Here is a 17,125-nt window from a genome sequence, read left to right on the forward strand (position 1 = left end):
CGGAAGTTCAGCATTAATGGGACATCCACCACTGCAGTAACCGCCCCTCATGCGGCAGTGTGGACGTGCAACCCCGTTCCACTCCTCGCAAGGAGTACATTCCGTGAGCGTCGTCTACATCTCTCTGCTGCTGATCCTGATCGTCGTCGCCACTGTCGTGCTGCTCCAGGTCCGGGCGCTCTCACGCCGGCTGGAGGAGCGGCGGACCGCACCGGCCGGCACCGCCCTCGACGAGGCGGCGATACGCCGGGCGGTCACCGAGGCGCTCGCGGCGGACCGGGAGCGGGAGATCACCGAGGCCCGGGCGTTCTGGGCCGAGCAGGAGGCGCGCGCCGCGGAGGACGCCCCGATGTTCGAGGGTCCGTTCCTGAGCGTCGGCGAGGAATGGCCGCTGTTCTTCCCGCGGCCGACCGGTCCGGAGAACGCCCCGGACAACGGGACGATGGACCCGGGATTCGGCGAGGCGCTGCGCAGCGCGCTCGAGGACATCATCAACGAGGGCGGCCCGGAGGGCGGCGTGCACCCCGGACACCCCTCGCAGGGCGGCTCGCCGGTGCCGGCCGAGGCCGGTGCGGACGCCCGCGCCCGCCGCGAGGCCGACCTGATCGCGACCGGCCTGGAGGCCGGCCTGCTGGACGCCGAGGCCGAGGCCGAGCCGGCCGTCGCGCCGGACCCGCGCCGCCACCCCTCGCACCCCGACTTCGTGCCGAGCCAGACCCCGTCCCGCGAGTGGACGGACACCCGGCTCGCCGTGCTGGCCGACGAGAAGATCGCCCTCACCGACGTCCGTCCCGGCCCGCTCGGCACGCTGGACGTGTACGCCTTCGCCGACGGCACCACGCTCTGCGTGGCCCCCGGCGACCGCGAGGCGGCCTACCGCCTGATCGACGCCGTCCAGGCCGGCGAGGACGTCCGGCTGCTCGGCGGCTCCCGGTTCTCCGGTTCGTACTCGCTGACCTTCTCCACCGACGACGACGCGGTGTACGTGCTGGCCGACCGCGTGGTCGCGAGCATCTGAGCCACCTGACGACGGGACACCGGCCGAGGGCCGGTCGTACGGCCTCCGGGCCGTGCGACCGGCCCTCGGCGTTCTCCGTGCCTCAGTTGGTGAGCCGCTCCGTCTCGCGGACGGCGGCCAGTGCGGCGGCCACGGCCTCCGGGCGGTCATGCGCGGCGATCACCAGGTCGTGCCCGGCGACGGCAAGCTGGTCGCCGACCGCGAACGGGCCGGCGTCCGGGACCTCGCGCGGCGGCTCGCCCTCCAGTTCCAGGGCGGCCGCGGCCAGGCTGCGGGCCAGCGCCAGACCGGCCCCTGCCCGGGACGGGTGGCCGGGCACCCCGGCGAGCAGCCGGCTCTGCGGCATCGAGCGGAACCGGTCCGCGAGGCGGTCGACGGCCTCGACCAGGGCGGCGGCGGACAGCGGGGGTGCTTCGGACATGCAGCGAGGGTATCGGGCACTGCCGGTCCACCCGGCCGGGCCGGGCCGCCCGGACGTGCGGCAGCCCCCGGGAGCGGTGCTTCCGGGGGCTGCGGCGCGCGGGGGCGACGGGGTCAGTCGTCGCCGCGGAGGATGGCGATCAGGCGCAGCATCTCCAGGTAGATCCAGACCAGCGACAGGGTGAGGCCGAAGGCCGCACGCCAGGCCTCCCGCTCGGGGGCGCCGTACCGGATCGCGTTCTCGATCTCGGCGAAGTCCAGCGAGAGGAAGAACGCGCCGAGGGCGATGCCGACCAGGCCGACCGCGATGCCGAGCGGGCCGGAGCGCAGGCCGAAGTCGGCGCCGAACATCGAGGCGATCATGTTGACCAGGAGCAGGCCGAGGAAGCCCATCGCGATGGCGAGGCCGATCCGGGTGTACCGGGGGGTGACCCGGATCCGGCCGCTCTTGTAGGCGATCAGCATGGCCCCGAAGACCACGGCGGTGCCGAGCACGGCCTGGACGGCGATGCCGGGCCAGATCGTGTTGAAGACCTTGGTCATCGCGCCGAGGAAGAAGCCTTCCAGGGCGGCGTAGGCGAGGATCAGCGGCGGGCTGACGCTGCGCTTGAAGGTGATGACCAGGCCGACGACGAAGGCGGCGAACGCGGCGCCGGCGGCGAAGGCGTAGCCCTCGTCGGGCAGCGCGAACCAGGCGACGGCGCCGGCGCCGACCAGGGCGAGCAGGGTGAGCGTCGTCCGGGCGACCACGTCGTCCATGGTCATCCGGCCGGTCTGCGCCGGGCCCGCGGACGGGGCCCGGTACATCTCGACGAGCTGGTCGTCCGTCAGCTGGGCGCCCTCGGGACGCGCGTACGGGTTGGCGCCGTAGGGGTTGGCCGCGTAGGGGTTGTTGGCGTACGGGTCGGCGGCGTGGGGCTGCCGGGTGGTGTCGAACCCCGCGTATCCGGCCTCGCGGGTGAAGGACCCCTCCCGCGAGAAGACCGGGTTGCTGCTTCTCATCTCATTCCCTCCGGGGCGGCACGGCGCTGCCCACGGGACCAGGGTAATGGTTTGGCAAAGGAATGCGCGTACGCCGTAAGGAGGATCTCCTGCGGCGCCGAGGTGGCGCTGGTGCCCGGGGCCGGACTCGAACCGGCACGGCCTCGCGGCCAAGCAGTTTTAAGCTGCCCGTGTCTGCGTTCCACCACCCGGGCGTGAACCGCGCGCCCTCGTGCGGGCTGCCCCCGAGCCTAGTCGCCGAGGTCCCGGTTTCGCATGTTCCGACCCCCGGAAGTTGTCATGTTTCCTTGCCATCTGACGAACAGTCCGTGATTCGGCCATCGGCGCAGCGATATCCGGCCACCGGCCCTCAGGGTCGGTGTCATACCGCAGGAGGAGAACGGTGACCTCCGGATACGTCTGGCGGTGGTGGGTGCAACCGTTCGACGGGGCGACAGATTCCATGATCACGCACGGGAGGATCGAGTGGACGAGCCCGTACCCTCCCGACAGGAGTCCCCCGTGACCACGACGACCGCACCCGCCGCCCGCACCGGCCAGGCGGCCGCCCGCGCCACCGGTCTGAGCAAGGTCTACGGGGAGGGCGAGACCCGCGTGGTCGCCCTCGACGGCGTGAGCGTGGCCTTCGGGCAGGGCGAGTTCACCGCGATCATGGGCCCCTCCGGCTCCGGCAAGTCGACCCTGATGCACTGCATGGCGGGCCTCGACACGGTCTCCTCGGGCTCCGCCACGATCGGCGGGACGGAGCTCGTCGGGCTGCGCGACAAGCAGCTGACCAAGCTCCGCCGGGACAAGATCGGCTTCATCTTCCAGGCGTTCAACCTGCTGCCCACGCTGACCGCGCTGGAGAACATCACCCTGCCGATGGACATCGCCGGCACCAAGGCGGACCGTCAGTGGCTGGACCGCGTGGTCGACACCGTCGGCCTCTCCGGCCGGCTCTCGCACCGTCCGTCCCAGCTCTCCGGCGGCCAGCAGCAGCGCGTGGCCTGCGCCCGCGCCCTGGCCTCCAAGCCGGAGATCATCTTCGCCGACGAGCCGACCGGCAACCTCGACTCCCGCTCCGGCGCGGAGATCCTCTCCTTCCTGCGCAACTCGGTGCGCGAGCTCGGCCAGACGGTCGTGATGGTGACGCACGACCCGGTCGCGGCCTCGTACGCCGACCGCGTGGTGTTCCTCGCCGACGGCCGGATCGTCGACGAGCTGACCGCCCCGACCGCCGACTCCGTCCTGGACCGCATGCGCCGCTTCGACGCCAAGGGCCGCACCAGCTGACACGGCGTCCGCCGCCCGCCCGCACCCACACCTCCAGGACTCACACAGCCATGTACCGCACCGCACTGCGCAACGTGCTGGCCCACAAGGGCCGACTGCTGATGACGGCGCTCGCCGTCCTGCTCGGCACGGCCTTCGTGGCCGGCACCATGGTCTTCTCCGACACGCTCGGCGAGGCCATGAAGAACAGCCTCTCCAAGAGCTACTCGGACATCTCCGTCCTGGTCACCGACCCGGTGGCGGACTCCCCCTTCCGTGCCAAGGACCGCAGCGGCCCCAACCGGGGCAAGCTGACCGACGACACCGTCGCGAAGATCGCCGCGCTGCCCGGCACCGAGCGGGCCCGCGGCAACGTCAGCGGCTTCGTCGGAGTGGCCGACCGCAAGGGCGACCTGATCGGCCAGGGCTGGAGCTCCCGCGGCGGCAACTTCGCCCCGGACGCCTCCGGCAAGGACCCGCGCTACCCGATGGCCGAGGGTCGCGGCCCGCAGGCCGAGCGGGAGATCGCGCTCGACCGCCGCACCGCCGACAAGGGCGGCTACCACCTGGGCGACACCGTCCGGATCGCCTCCGACGGCCCGGCCACCGAGCGCACCCTGGTCGGCGTCTTCACCACCGACGACCCCGAGGTCGAGTCCGGCGGCACGCTGACCCTCTTCGACCGGGCCACCGCGCAGAAGCTGCTCCTCGCGCCCGGCCAGTACAGCACCGTCGCGGTCACCGCGAAGCCCGGCACCTCGCAGGACGAGCTGCTGCAGAAGATCACCGCCGTGCTGCCCGGCAAGGACCAGATGCAGGCCGAGACCGGCCAGGAGCTGACCGACCGCCAGACCAGGATGATCGCCGACGGCACCACGGGCATGAAGACGGCGCTGCTCGCCTTCGCCGGCATCTCGCTCTTCGTCGGCATCTTCATCATCGCCAACACCTTCACCATGCTGGTCGCCCAGCGCACCCGTGAGCTGGCACTGCTGCGCGCGGTCGGCGCCGGCCGCGGCCAGGTGACCCGCTCGGTGCTGATCGAGGCGCTGCTGATCGGCGTCATCGCCTCGGCGGCCGGCCTCGCCACCGGCATCGGGATCGGCGCCGGCATGCGGGCGGTGCTCGACGCGCTGGACGCGGGCCTGCCGGCCGGCCCCCTGGTGGTCGCGCCCGCGACGGTGGTGGTCTCGCTGGTGGTCGGCGTCGTGGTGACGACGCTCTCCGCGCTGCTTCCCGCCGTCCGCGCCTCGCGGATCGCCCCGGTGGCCGCGATGAGCAGCGGCGACCAGCCCGCCGCGCAGAAGAGCCTGATCGTCCGGAACATCATCGGCGGTCTGATCGCGGCCGGCGGCCTCGGCCTGGTGGCGCTCGGCGCCGCGTCCGGCAACTCCTCCGGCCGGGTGCCGGTGGCGGCCGGCGCGGGCCTCGCCCTGATCGGCATCTTCATCCTGCTGCCGCTGCTGTCCCGCCCGGTGATCGCGCTGGTCGGCCCGCTGCTGCGGGCCTCCGCGGGCACCGCCGGCCGGCTGGCCCAGCAGAACGCGGTGCGCAACCCGCGCCGCACCGCCGCCACCGCGGCCGCGCTCACCATCGGCCTCTCCCTGGTCAGCTCGCTGACGGTGCTGGGCGCCTCGGTCGGCGACGCCGTCGACCGGTCGGTCACCAGCAGCATGACGGCGGACTACAGCATCAAGACCGCCAACGGCATCTCGCCGGACCCGAAGCTGGCCACCGCGGTCGCCAAGGTCCCCGGGGTCGCCGCAGTCAGCCCGATGTCGGACGTCTACTGGAAGCTCGGCGGCTCCCAGCGGGCGATCAGCGGCGTCGACGCCGCCGCGGTCGACAAGGTGGTCGCGCTCACCCTGGACAGCGGCTCCACGGCCGCGCTGGGCCAGGGGCAGGTCCTCGTCCAGGCGGAGACGGCGAAGAGCAACAACTGGGCGGTCGGCTCGGTGCTGCCGGTCGAGTACCCGGACGGCAGCACCGCCCAGGTCACCGTCGGCGGCGTCTTCAAGAAGAACGAGCTGCTCTCCCCGGTCGTGATGGCCAACACCGAGGTCTTCAAGCACAGCGAGGACCCGTACGTCACCCAGATCCTGGTGAAGGCCGCCGACGGCCCCAACGACGGCCTGCGCAAGGCCATCAAGGACGCCACCGGCAGCAACCCGGTGATCGACGTGAAGACCAAGCAGGACATCCGCGACGAGTTCAGCAAGATCATCACCTTTATGCTGAACCTGATGTACGGCCTGCTGGCGATGTCGGTGCTGGTGGCGGTGCTCGGCGTGGTGAACACGCTGGCGATGTCGGTCTTCGAGCGCAAGCGGGAGATCGGCATGCTGCGGGCGATCGGCCTGGACCGCCGGGGCGTCAAGCGGATGGTCCGCCTGGAGTCCGTGGTGATCTCGATGTTCGGCGCGGTGATCGGCGTCCTGCTCGGCTGCTTCCTGGCCTGGGCGGTCAACGGCACCCTGGAGTCCAGCCTGCCGGGCCTCACCACGGTCCTCCCCTACGGCAAGCTGCTGGTCTTCCTGGCGCTGGCCGGGCTGGTGGGCATGGTGGCGGCCATCTGGCCGGCCCGCCGGGCCGCCCGCCTGGACATCCTGGGCGCCATCAAGACGGACTGACGCACCGTCCGCAGGGCCCCCGGCACCCCGTCGGTGCCGGGGGCCCTGCGGTGTTCCCGGGGCCTTTGGAGGAGCCCGGACGCCTCCCCGGAGCGGCTTGCCCCGGGCCGCCCCGCAGGCCTCACGGACGGCCCCGGGCACGCCGAAGGCCCCCGCCCGGTTACGGCGGGGGCCTTCGGTCACTTCTGTACTCCGCCCGGCTCGCACGGCCGGCTGAGCACCACGGAGGTCGTGGTCCGGCGACGTTGCCGGGCGGAGGGCCTCCGACTCATCCCCGACCTGCTCGGCCGGGGCCACAGTCGCTTACTTGCTGGCCGCCAGCTCCTTCTCGGCGGCCGGCTTCGCCTGGGCCGGGATCGGCTTGGCGGGGCCGGCGGCCTCCTGGAACGCCTCGAACGGCTTCTCCATCTCGGCGAGGCCGACGGTCTCGCGCTTGAGGAACATCGCGAGGGTCCAGTCGGTGAACACGCGGATCTTGCGGTTCATGGTCGGCACCCGGCTGCCGTGGTACAGGCGGTGGAACCACCAGGCCGGACGGCCCTTCAGCTTGTACTTGCCGAAGAGGATCGCCACGCCCTTGTGCAGGCCGAGACCGGCGACCGCACCGAGGTTCTTGTGCTTGTACTCCTTCTGCGGGAAGCCCCGCATGCCGGAGACCACGTTGTCGGCGAGGACGAGCGCCTGACGCACCGCGTGCTGGGCGTTCGGCGGGCACCAGGCACCCTCGCCGACGGCGAGGTCCGGCACCTGGGCGTTGTCGCCGGCGGACCAGACGTAGTCGAAGCCCTGGACCTGCAGGGTCGGCGCGGTGTCCACGTGGCCGCGCGGGCCGAGCGGGAGGCCGAAGTTGGCCAGCACCGGGTTCGGCTTGACGCCGGCCGTCCAGACGATGGTGGAGGCGTCGGCCTCGACACCGTTCTTCAGGACGACGTGCTGGTCGACGCAGGAGTCCATCGAGGTCTCGATGTAGATCTCGATGTTGCGCTCTTCGAGCTTCTCCTTGGTCCACAGACCGAGGTCCGGGCCCATCTCCGGGAGGATGCGGTTGGCCGCCTCGACCAGGATGAAGCGCATGTCGTCGCGGCTGACGGTCTTGTAGATCTTGGCCGCGTCGCGCGCCATGTCCTCGATCTCGGCGATCGTCTCGACACCGGCGAAGCCGCCGCCGACGACCACGAAGGTCAGCGCCTTGCGGCGGACGTCCGCGTCGGTGGTGGACTCGGCCTTGTCGAGCTGCGCCATGACGTGGTTGCGGAGGCTGATCGCCTCCTCGACCGTCTTCATGCCGATGCCGTGCTCGGCGAGACCCGGGATCGGGAAGGTGCGCGAGACCGAGCCGGTGGCGACGACCAGGTAGTCGAAGGGCAGCTCGTACGAGTCGCCGGCCGCGGGCTGGATGGTGGCGACCTTGCGGGCGTGGTCCACACCGGTGACCGCACCGGTGAGCACCTCCGCCTTCTTGAGGGCGCTGCGCAGCGGCGCGACGAGGTTGCGGGGCGCGACGTTGCCGCCGGCCGCCTCGGGAAGGAAGGGCAGGTACGTCATGTACGACCGCGGGTCGACGACCGTGACGGTCGCTTCGCCGTAACGCATCTTCTTGAGGATGCGCATCGCGGCATACAGGCCGACGTAACCACCGCCGACAATGAGGATGCGAGGACGCTCCGTGGTGCTCATATCGGAAAGTATCCACCCCCATCTGACGGGCACTTCGTGAGGCCCGTCACAAGCCTCTGGACACCCTCTGCTACACTGCGCGCCCGCATTTCGGGGGTGTGGCCGTCCGTTCACGGCGGCGGGGGGTGCGGGGTGAGCCGGTGGGCGGTCACGGCCCTGCTGAGCAGCAACGATCCCGGTGGCACCGGAGTTCCCGCGTGAAATTTCGAATCCATCGCCCATCGGCGAGCCCTGCCTGCGATCCGCTGGTCGAACACGGAGGGCGACCTTCGGTCCCACATAACGGACGGAGCGGACACCGGAGTGCGTCGAAAGGCTGGTCGGCCATGTGAAGAAATTCACGAAGGTTCTGGCGACACGCCGCGCAGCGGGCGGCCCCGGGCGCCTGCCGGGTGGCATCTCGGCGCTCCGGGGCCGCTCGGGTAAGCCCCCGCATGCCTCAGCGGGCAATACTCCAGGCGATGCCGTCGAGGATGTCGTGCTCGCTGACGACCACCTCGGCGGCGCCGGTGCGCTCCATGATCTCCAGCAGCACCAGGGCGCCGGCGCCGATCACGTCGGCGCGGCCCGGGTGCATCACCGGGATCGCCGCCCGCTCGGCGTGGGTGGAGTGCAGCAGCCGGGTCGCGGTCTCGCGGACCTGCTCGACGCCCAGCCGGGCGTGGTGGATCTTCGCGGAGTCGTACTCCGGGAGGCCGAGGACGATGCCGGCCACAGTGGTGACGGTGCCGGCCAGGCCGACCAGGGTGGCCGCCTCGGTGAGCGGCACCGCCTCGGCGGCGGTGTCCAGCGCGGAGAGGATGTCGGCCTTGGCCCGGGCGATCTGATCCTCGGTCGGCAGTTCGGCGCCGCCGAAGTGCCGCTCGGTCATCCGGACGCAGCCGATGTCGACCGAGCGGGCGGCCTGCACCTCCTCGCCGCCGAGCACGAACTCGGTGGAGCCGCCGCCGAGGTCGAAGACCAGGTACGGCGGCTTGAGGGAGCCGCCGGTGAGCTCCTTGGTGGCACCGGTGAAGGAGAGCCGGGCCTCCTCGTCGCCGCTGACCACCTCGGGGGTGACGCCGAGGATGCCGCGCACGCCCTCGGTGAACTCGGCGGCGTTCTCGGCGTCCCGGGAGGCGCTGGTGGCGACGAAGCGGATCCGCTCCGGGCCGACGCCGTGCGCCGCGATGATCTCCGCGTACTCGCGGCAGGCGGCGAAGGTGCGCTCCAGGGCGTCCGGGTGGAGTCGGCCGGTGGAGTCGACGCCCTGGCCGAGCCGGTTGATGATCATCCGACGGTCGAGGTCGGCGATCTCCCCGGTGGCCGGGTCGAGGTCGGCGATCAGCAGCCGGATCGAGTTGGTGCCGCAGTCGATCGCGGCGACCCGGGTGACGGTCACTGGCCCTCCTCCTCGGCGCGGGCGCGCTTGGCCGCGCGCTCCGCCGTCTTCTGCTCCTTGGCCGCGATGACCGCGGCGTGGTCCTGGTCCTTGGCCCGGTTGCGGACGACCCGCTCGCCGGCCGCCTCGACCTCGGCCGGGGAGACGCACGGGCCCTTGGCCCACCAGTCCTCCAGCATGCCGATGGCCTCGTCGCCGAGCGGGTTGACGCCCGGGCCGGCCGCCAGCGAGTGGCCGACCAGCACGTGCAGGCACTTGACCCGGTCGGGCATGCCGCCGGCGCTCGGGAAGCCCTCCAGCACCTCGATGGCGTCGCGGCGGGCGATGTAGTCCTCGTGGGCCGCGCGGTAGGCGGCGGCGAGCTCCGGATCCTCGGCGAGGCGGGCGCTCTGATCCTTCATCACGCCGTCGGCCTCCAGGGTGCCGATCAACGAGGCCGCCTTGGGGCAGGTCAGGTAGTAGAGCGTCGGGAAGGGCGTGCCGTCGGGCAGCCGGGGTGCCGTCTCGACCACGTCGGGGTTGCCGCAGGGGCAGCGGTGGGCCACCCCGCGCAGCCCGCGCGGGACCCGGCCGAGCTGGGCGGCGATGGCGGCGACGTCGGCGTCCGACACGGTGCCGTCGGTGGCGGGGTGCTGTTCAGAGGTCATGGCGTGCTGTCTTCGTGAGGAGCGGGCGTCGAATCGGCCAGGTCGACCGACTCGAGGACGGTGGTGTACCAGGGCTTGGCCGCCCTGACCGGGCCGGTGGGCAGCGCGTCGGCGGAGGCCGGGCCGGGGGGCGCGGAGGGGTCGACCGAGACGAACGGAGTCTCGCCGGGCATCGCGAAGTGCAGCCGCTCGCGGGCCTGGGCCTTCACGTACTCCGGGTCCTGCCAGCGGGCCTTCGCCCGCCGGAGCTCGTCGACCTGCTGCCGGGCGTTCTCCGCCCGGGCCCGCTGGTCGGCGATCTCCGAGCGCTGCGTCAGGAACTGCCGGGTGGGGTAGGCGAGTATCGCCACCAGCGAGCACAGGACGAGCACGAGCACGGTCGCGCGGCTGGTGAAGCGCGGACGCCCCGCCAGTCCCGGGATCTTCCACATCGCTCGTACCCCTCCTGCTCACGCCGGTGCCCCGGCCCCCACCCTACGGGGTGGTTGCCGGGGCACCGGTCCAGCGGCCGTGTGTCAGCCCGCGGGTGTCAGCCCTCAGCCCTCGTACTTGTAGCGGGGGAAGGCCCCCCGGCCGGCGTACTCGGCGGCGTCGTCGAGGATCTCCTCGATGCGCAGCAGCTGGTTGTACTTGGCGACGCGCTCGGAGCGGGCCGGGGCGCCGGTCTTGATCTGGCCGCAGTTGGTGGCGACGGCGAGGTCGGCGATGGTGACGTCCTCGGTCTCGCCGGAGCGGTGCGACATCATGCAGCGGTAGCCGTTGCGCTGGGCCAGCTCGACGGCGTCCAGGGTCTCGGTGAGCGAGCCGATCTGGTTGACCTTCACCAGCAGCGCGTTGGCGGTGCCGGTCTCGATGCCGCGGCGCAGGCGCTCCGGGTTGGTGACGAACAGGTCGTCGCCGACCAGCTGGACCTTGTCGCCCAGCTTGTCGGTCATGGCCTTCCAGCCGTCCCAGTCCGACTCGTCCAGCGGGTCCTCGATGGAGACCAGCGGGTACGCGGCGACCAGCTCGGCGTAGTAGTCGATGAGCTCGGCGGAGGAGATCGCCTTGCCCTCGAAGGTGTAGGCGCCGTCCTTGTGGAACTCGGAGGAGGCGACGTCCAGGGCGAGCGCGACGTCCTTGCCCGGGGTGTAGCCGGCCTTCTTGATGGCCTCGACGATCAGGTCGAGCGCCTCGCGGTTGGAGTCCAGGTTCGGCGCGAAGCCGCCCTCGTCGCCGAGGCCGGTGGACAGGCCGCGCTCCTTCAGCACGCCCTTGAGGGTGTGGTAGACCTCGACGCCCCAGCGGACGGCCTCGGAGAAGGACTCCGCGCCGATCGGGGCGATCATGAACTCCTGGATGTCGACGTTGGAGTCCGCGTGGGAGCCGCCGTTGAGGATGTTCATCATCGGGACGGGCAGGACGTGGGCGTTCGGGCCGCCGAGGTAGCGGAACAGCGGCAGGTCGCTGGCCTCGGAGGCGGCGTGCGCGACGGCGAGGGAGACGCCGAGGATCGCGTTGGCGCCGAGCGAGGACTTGTCCGGGGTGGCGTCCAGGTCGAGCATGGCCTGGTCGATCAGGCGCTGCTCGGTGGCGTCGTAGCCGACCAGCTCGGGGCCGATCTGCTCGATGACGGCGAGGACGGCCTTCTCCACGCCCTTGCCGAAGTAGCGGTTCTTGTCGCCGTCACGAAGCTCCAGGGCCTCGAAGGCACCGGTGGAGGCACCGGACGGGACAGCGGCACGACCGGTGCTGCCGTCGTCGAGGCCGACCTCGACCTCGACCGTGGGGTTGCCGCGGGAGTCGAGGATTTCGCGGGCTACGACGACATCAATGGACGGCACGAGGCATCTCCTAGCGGAAGCGGATGAGGGTCGTTACGACCAGAGCCTAACCGCACGGGCCCGCCGGGCCGTGCCGCGCATGGCCCTGTCTCACCGTGTGACCGGACTACTCGCCGGTAGTTCACCTGAAGGACCACAGAACCGGCCGTCCGCCCGCGGGTGTCGCCCCACGGGCGGACGGATCGTTCGTACCGTGCCGGCCCGTCAGGCCAGGCGCAGCTGCTGGCCGGGCAGGATCAGGTCCGGATCGGCGCCGACGACCTGCCGGTTGTTCGCGTACAGCTGCTCCCAGCCGCCGGGCAGCTCGTGCGCGGCGGCGATGCCGGACAGCGTGTCGCCGGCCTGCACGGTGTACGGCTCGCGGCCGAGGGCGGGCACCGGGACGGCCTGCAGGGTGCGCTCGCCGTCGTCGGCGGCGGCCCCGTCATCGTCGGCGACCCCGTCGTCACCGCCGGCCGGCTCGGTGGGCACGGGCGGCAGATGGCGCTGGTAGATCTCCTCGTGCGCCGTCCAGTACCACTGGTCGTCCTTCTGGTACCAGTACACGCCGGAGTCGGCGTCGAAGCCGCCGCGGCCGGGGAACCGGGGCGCCGGAGACGAGGGGGCCGACGGACCCGGGCCCTGCCCGGTGCCGCTGCGCGTCCCGCCGGTACTCGCGGCGGACGCGCGGGTCAGGCCGGCGCGTTTGGAACACACCGGCCACGCGCCGGGCCCCTGGGAGGCCAGCACCTTCTCGGCGACGGCGATCTGTTCGGCCTTGCTCGCCTGGTGGGCGAGCGGGGCGTACCGGGCGCCGCCGTACCCCTTCCAGGTGCGGGCGGTGAACTGCAGTCCTCCGTAGAACCCGTTGCCGGTGTTGATCTTCCAGTTGCCGCCGCTCTCGCACTGGGCGACCTTGTCCCAGATCGAGACCGGGGCGGCATGGGCTCCGCCCGCGGTGAGCAGCGGCAGGGCGAGGCCGACTCCGGTGACACCCGCGACGGCGACCGCCTTCTCGGCGGACGTCCTGCGGCGGTGGCGGCCAGGTCCGGTGAAGAGCATGGGTTGTCCCTCTCCGAACGCCTGCGAGGTGAGCTGTCGGGTTCGGACCGGGAGGCTTGGCCCGGCCGCGGCCGCAGGAGGGGCCCTGCTGACGCGGCTTCACCCCTAGCCGTGGGGACGGCGACGAACGTGGTTCCCCCGCCCCTGTCCTTGGTCTCGGTCGTGAGGCCCGGGCACGGCGGACAGGATTCGGCGTTGCCGTGCCGGGGTCCGCTGCTGCGGACTGTTCGGGAGAGTAAGCAGATCGAACGAGCGATCACAAGCTCATATCGCGGGTATCACGGAGGAATTACGGAGAACCGATTATCGCGCACGAACGATGCAGGTGAGCCCTGATTGACGAGTGTTCAGATCCGGCCGATTTCGATCGGTACGACACACCGTCAGACCGTGTCGCGCCGCCCGGACGGCCCCACCGGGGTGAAGGTGACCGGCAGCTCGCGCAGCCCCCGCATGATGAGGCCGCCGCGCCAGCGCAGGTCGGCCGGGTCCGCGTCGAGAGCGAGGTCCGGCAGCCGGGTCAGCAGGGTCGCCAGCGCCGTCCGGCCCTCGAGCCGGGCCAGCGGGGCGCCGATGCAGTAGTGGATGCCGTGGCCGAAGCCCAGGTGCGGGTTGTCGGTGCGGGCGAGGTCGAGGGTGTTCTCGTCCGGGAACCGGGCCGGGTCGCGGTCGGCCGCCGCCAGCACCACCAGCACCGGGTCGCCGACCGGGATATCCACCCCGCCGATCGCCAGCGGCCGGGTGGCGAACCGCCAGGTGGCCAGCTCCACCGGGCCGTCGTAGCGCAGCAGCTCCTCGATCCCGGTCTCCAGCAGGCCGCTCTCGCCGCGCGCCACCGACTCCTGCAGCAGCGCCCGCTGCCCGGGGTTGCGCAGCAGCGCGTACAAGCCGTTGCCGATCAGGTTGACGGTGGTCTCGAAGCCGGCGAACAGCAGGATGAAGGCCATCGCCGCGGCCTCGTTCTCGGTGAGGTGCTCGCCGTGGTCGCTTGCCCGGATCAGCCCGGAGATCAGGTCGTCGCCGAGGTCGGCCCGCTTGCGGTGGATGAGCTCCGCCAGGTAGCTGCGCATCCGCTTCACGGCCCGGCCGACGCCGCCGCGCTGCCCGCCGGGGTGCCCCGGCTTTGTGTGTCGCAGCATCATCCCGGCCCAGTCCCGGAAGTCGTCCTGGTCCTCGGGCGGCACGCCGAGCAGGTCGCAGATCGCGTAGATCGGCAGCGGGAAGGCGAACTCGTGGATCAGGTCGGCCGTACCGCGCCCGGCGAATTCGTCGATCAGCCGGTCGGTGAGCTGCTGCACCCGCGGCTCGAACTCCGCCACCCGGCGCGGGGTGAACGCCTTGGAGACCAGCCGGCGCAGCCGGGTGTGGTCCGGCGGGTCGATGTTCAGCAGGTGGGTCATCAGGTCGGCCTGCCGCTCGCCCGGGATGCCGACCCGGCCGGAGCGGTGCGCCTGCTCGCTGTGGTGCACCGGGTTCTTGGAGAGCCGGGAGTCCGCGAGGGCCTGCCGGGCGTCCGCATACCGGGTCACCAGCCAGGCGTCCACCCCGCTGGGCAGCGTGGTGCGGTGCACCGGCGCGTGCTCGCGCAGCCAGGCGTACGCGGGGTAGGGGTCGGCGGCGAACTCCCAGGTGAAGAGTTCGGGTCGGTCGTCGGGTCGGGGGGTCTCCGGCATGCCCCGACCGTATCCGCTGGCGGGCGCCCCTCGGACCGGCCCGCTCCGGCCGCCGGGACGCCGCGCGGAGGGGCCGTGCACAGCGGCCGTGCGGGACGGCCGGATCCGATCGGCCCGGACGGGCGTGAGCCTGGTCACCTGGGGGGTAATCCCTGTTGCGGAGGGTCGCGAGGTGCCTACGATCCTCCGATAACCGTGAGGGCGGACGTGCGGAGCCGCCCGCGGGGTGTCGTGCTCAGAGAGGAGCAGGCCGTGCGAGTAGCCGGGGCAGTGGTCGTCATCGCCGTACTCAGCGGGGGCGAGGGGGCGGATCTGGCCCGCCGCTTCGCCGCCGCGGGCGCCGCCGGCATGCTCGTCGCCGATCTGCGCCCGGGCGTCGCGGAGGACCTCGCCACCGAGCTCGACCGCCCCGGCTGCCCGGTCGTCGGCGTCAGCGGCGACGTCCACCAGCCCAGCGACGTCGCCGCCCTGGTCGACACGGCGAGCAAGCACCTCGGCCGGATCGACCTCTTCGCCGTCGCCGGTCCGCACGGCGAGCGGATCGTCTCCTTCGCCGACCTCGACGACAACCTCGCCCCGCTGGCCGAACTGCTCGCGCTGGTCGGCGAGGCGATCAGCGAGGTCGTCCCGCCGCAGCGTCAGTCCGACAGCCCCTCGGCCGTCCGCACGGCCGTCCGGTAGCGCCGCGCCGCCCCGCGCAGCGCCGCGTCGACGTCCACGTCGGCGTCGTAGGCGCGCTGCGCCACCGCCAGCAGCAGCTCACCGGCGTTCTCGGCGGTCAGCTCCTGCGGCAGCTCGTACGGGGCGTCCGGCACGGCGGTGAAGCCGGCCCGGCGCACCCGGGACACCAGCTTCGCCGCGTACGCCAGTGCGGGCAGGCCCGCCGGGACGCCGTCGAGCACCGACTCGCGCTGCTTCTCGGCGGCCTTGAGCTGCTCCCAGTTGGCCTCGACCTGCGCGGAGCCGGTCGCCTCCACGTCGCCGAAGACGTGCGGGTGGCGGTACATGAGCTTCTCGACGATGTCGCCGGCCACGTCGTCGACGGAGAACGGGTCCTCCGGGTGCTCCTCGGCGATCCGCGCATGGAAGAAGACCTGCAGCAGGACGTCGCCGAGCTCCTCGCGCAGCGTCTCCCGGTCGCCCTCCTCGATCGCCTCGACGAGCTCGTACGCCTCCTCGACCAGGTACTTCACCAGCGACTCGTGGGTCTGCTCGGCGTCCCAGGGGCAGCCGCCGGGCGAGCGCAGCCGGTCCATCACCGAGGCCAGGTCGAGCAGCCGCGCCCCCGGCAGGTCGTACGAGCCGGGCAGCAGCTCGATCTCGGGGGCGCTGCCCGCCTCCTCCACCGCGAGCCGGGCCAGGGCGTCGGTGAGGCCCGGGTCGCCGTCCGGGCTGCCCAGCCAGACCACCGGGGCGGCCTCGGTCAGCATCCGGGCGAGCGCCGGGGCGGACGTCCGCTCGACCGTCTCCACCTCGACGCCGGCCTGCCGCAGCGCCGGCAGCTGCGGGTGCTCCGGGTCGGCGGCCAGCACCCGGCTGGCCGAGCGCAGGGCCTCCCAGGCCGGCCAGGACAGCAGGCCGGGGGCGACCCGGTGGGTGGTGGTCAGCAGGATCAGCTTCGGAGTCTCCACACCCCGAACCTACCGTCCCGCGGCGGGGCCCCGGGGCGTCCCCGTGGCGTCGCGGTCGGGCCGGTCAGGCGGACGGCGCGCGCTGCGGCAGCCAGTCGGTGGTGCTGTCGACCAGGGCGATCTTCTGTGGGTCCCAGCGGCCGTAGCGGGGGTTGACGTCGACCTTGAGCTCCCGGCCGGCGTCGGCGAGGGCCTTGCGGACCACGGTGTCGCCCTGCTCGGTCCGGGCGTCCTGACCGGCTGCCGAGGCGATCTTCTTGATGCCGATCTGCTGCCGGTAGAAGCCGGGGACGTCGGCGGGGGCGACGCCCTGGCGGAGCAGCAGCTGGCGCTCCAGCGCCGCGTCGCCGCCGAGCATCTGGGCGTCGGTCTGCCGGGCCCGGGCGATCTCGCCCTCGGAGACGGTCAGGCCGCGGTCGGCGAGGGCACGGGCGATCACCCGGTCGAGGACGAGCTCGGCGACCGTCCGCCGGACCAGCCCGGCCTGCTCGGTGCCGGTGCCGCCCGGGGCGGCCGCGGCCGTCGCATCGCGCAGTGCGCCGACCTTGGCCTGCACCGAGGCGATCTCGATCCGCTCGCCGCCGACCACGGCCGCGGCGCCCTGGTGGGCCGGCGAGCCGCCGCACGCGGTCAGCACGGCGGCCGCGAGCAGGATCCCGGCGGCCGTCCGGGCCGGGCGGGGGACGGAGCGGGTGCGGATCACGTGGTGCCTCCCGTGCGGTGGGTGGGGCTGTGCGGGTCCGGTGCGTGGGGCGCGGCCGGCGCCCGGTGGTTCTCCTGACTGGAGTGAACAATAGGGAGCCGTCCGCGCGTTGCCCAGACCCCCGCCGCCGGGACGGGCGTGCGGGCCCGTCCGGGCTCAGCCGCCGGCGGCGTACGGGTTGCCGGGCACCGGGGTCGGCGGCGGCGCGGCCGGGACGAACAGCCG

At 72.7% G+C, this 17,125-nt stretch carries 15 protein-coding genes, 1 tRNA gene and 1 riboswitch; of the genes, 4 read left to right on the plus strand and 12 right to left on the minus strand.

What is annotated here, in order from left to right:
• Positions 1 to 103 precede the first annotated feature (103 nt).
• Entirely contained in the window at positions 104 to 1,018 is a 915-nt protein-coding gene (locus KSNIM_RS16000; protein ID WP_263103884.1) for a hypothetical protein, read from the plus strand.
• An 82-nt stretch (positions 1,019 to 1,100) separates the two neighbouring features.
• Here KSNIM_RS16000 and KSNIM_RS16005 read toward each other — a convergent pair whose 3' ends face one another.
• From KSNIM_RS16005 to KSNIM_RS16015, 3 genes are all read right to left on the minus strand, one after another.
• On the minus strand, positions 1,101 to 1,439 hold the full coding sequence (locus KSNIM_RS16005) for a hypothetical protein (protein WP_263103885.1): 339 nt from the start codon (positions 1,437 to 1,439) through the stop codon (positions 1,101 to 1,103).
• Between the two features lie 113 nt (positions 1,440 to 1,552).
• Complete coding sequence (locus tag KSNIM_RS16010) at positions 1,553 to 2,440, minus strand: Bax inhibitor-1/YccA family protein (RefSeq protein WP_263103886.1); 888 nt, start codon at positions 2,438 to 2,440, stop codon at positions 1,553 to 1,555.
• A 109-nt stretch (positions 2,441 to 2,549) separates the two neighbouring features.
• Positions 2,550 to 2,634: transfer RNA gene (locus tag KSNIM_RS16015), tRNA-Leu, on the minus strand.
• A 307-nt stretch (positions 2,635 to 2,941) separates the two neighbouring features.
• On the opposite strand from KSNIM_RS16015, the gene KSNIM_RS16020 reads away from it, so the two are divergent.
• Positions 2,942 to 3,715, plus strand: coding sequence for an ABC transporter ATP-binding protein (locus tag KSNIM_RS16020; protein ID WP_263103887.1), 774 nt, complete (start codon positions 2,942 to 2,944; stop codon positions 3,713 to 3,715).
• Positions 3,716 to 3,765: 50 nt separating this feature from the next.
• Complete coding sequence (locus KSNIM_RS16025) at positions 3,766 to 6,324, plus strand: ABC transporter permease (protein WP_263103888.1); 2,559 nt, start codon at positions 3,766 to 3,768, stop codon at positions 6,322 to 6,324.
• Positions 6,325 to 6,627: 303 nt separating this feature from the next.
• Here the strand turns inward: KSNIM_RS16025 and KSNIM_RS16030 are convergent, their stop codons facing one another.
• The 7 genes from KSNIM_RS16030 to KSNIM_RS16060 form a co-directional block, all read right to left on the minus strand.
• Positions 6,628 to 8,001 carry an NAD(P)/FAD-dependent oxidoreductase gene (locus tag KSNIM_RS16030; protein ID WP_263103889.1) on the minus strand — a complete coding sequence of 458 codons (1,374 nt, stop codon included), beginning with the start codon at positions 7,999 to 8,001 and terminating at the stop codon, positions 6,628 to 6,630.
• 439 nt (positions 8,002 to 8,440) lie between these two features.
• Entirely contained in the window at positions 8,441 to 9,382 is a 942-nt protein-coding gene (locus KSNIM_RS16035) for a Ppx/GppA phosphatase family protein (protein ID WP_263103890.1), read from the minus strand.
• A complete protein-coding gene (locus tag KSNIM_RS16040) occupies positions 9,379 to 10,029 on the minus strand; it encodes a DUF501 domain-containing protein (protein WP_263103891.1) in 651 nt (216 codons plus the stop codon). Before KSNIM_RS16040 ends, KSNIM_RS16035 begins: the two co-directional genes overlap by 4 nt.
• On the minus strand, positions 10,026 to 10,460 hold the full coding sequence (locus KSNIM_RS16045) for an FtsB family cell division protein (RefSeq protein WP_263103892.1): 435 nt from the start codon (positions 10,458 to 10,460) through the stop codon (positions 10,026 to 10,028). The genes KSNIM_RS16040 and KSNIM_RS16045 overlap by 4 nt, the downstream gene beginning before the upstream one ends.
• Positions 10,461 to 10,565: 105 nt before the next feature.
• Positions 10,566 to 11,852 (minus strand): phosphopyruvate hydratase, encoded by a 1,287-nt coding sequence (eno, locus tag KSNIM_RS16050; RefSeq protein ID WP_263103893.1) that lies wholly within the window; start codon positions 11,850 to 11,852, stop codon positions 10,566 to 10,568.
• 204 nt (positions 11,853 to 12,056) lie between these two features.
• On the minus strand, positions 12,057 to 12,893 hold the full coding sequence (locus KSNIM_RS16055) for a LysM peptidoglycan-binding domain-containing protein (protein WP_263103894.1): 837 nt from the start codon (positions 12,891 to 12,893) through the stop codon (positions 12,057 to 12,059).
• A 4-nt stretch (positions 12,894 to 12,897) separates the two neighbouring features.
• Positions 12,898 to 13,084: riboswitch (cyclic di-AMP (ydaO/yuaA leader) on the minus strand.
• Positions 13,085 to 13,276: 192 nt separating this feature from the next.
• Positions 13,277 to 14,566: a cytochrome P450 family protein gene (locus KSNIM_RS16060; RefSeq protein WP_263103895.1), complete on the minus strand. Its 1,290-nt coding sequence runs from the start codon at positions 14,564 to 14,566 to the stop codon at positions 13,277 to 13,279.
• A gap of 252 nt (positions 14,567 to 14,818) precedes the next feature.
• Here KSNIM_RS16060 and KSNIM_RS16065 point away from each other — a divergent pair, with 252 nt between their 5' ends.
• Positions 14,819 to 15,247, plus strand: coding sequence for an SDR family NAD(P)-dependent oxidoreductase (locus tag KSNIM_RS16065; protein ID WP_263103896.1), 429 nt, complete (start codon positions 14,819 to 14,821; stop codon positions 15,245 to 15,247).
• Here the strand turns inward: KSNIM_RS16065 and KSNIM_RS16070 are convergent.
• Positions 15,205 to 16,197 carry a MazG family protein gene (locus KSNIM_RS16070; RefSeq protein ID WP_263103897.1) on the minus strand — a complete coding sequence of 331 codons (993 nt, stop codon included), beginning with the start codon at positions 16,195 to 16,197 and terminating at the stop codon, positions 15,205 to 15,207. The genes KSNIM_RS16065 and KSNIM_RS16070 overlap by 43 nt on opposite strands.
• 64 nt (positions 16,198 to 16,261) lie before the next feature.
• Entirely contained in the window at positions 16,262 to 16,900 is a 639-nt protein-coding gene (locus tag KSNIM_RS16075) for a SurA N-terminal domain-containing protein (protein WP_263103898.1), read from the minus strand.
• Positions 16,901 to 17,125 lie beyond the last annotated feature (225 nt).

The sequence above is a fragment of the Kitasatospora sp. DSM 101779 genome, assembly GCF_025655475.1.
GTDB lineage: Bacteria > Actinomycetota > Actinomycetes > Streptomycetales > Streptomycetaceae > Kitasatospora.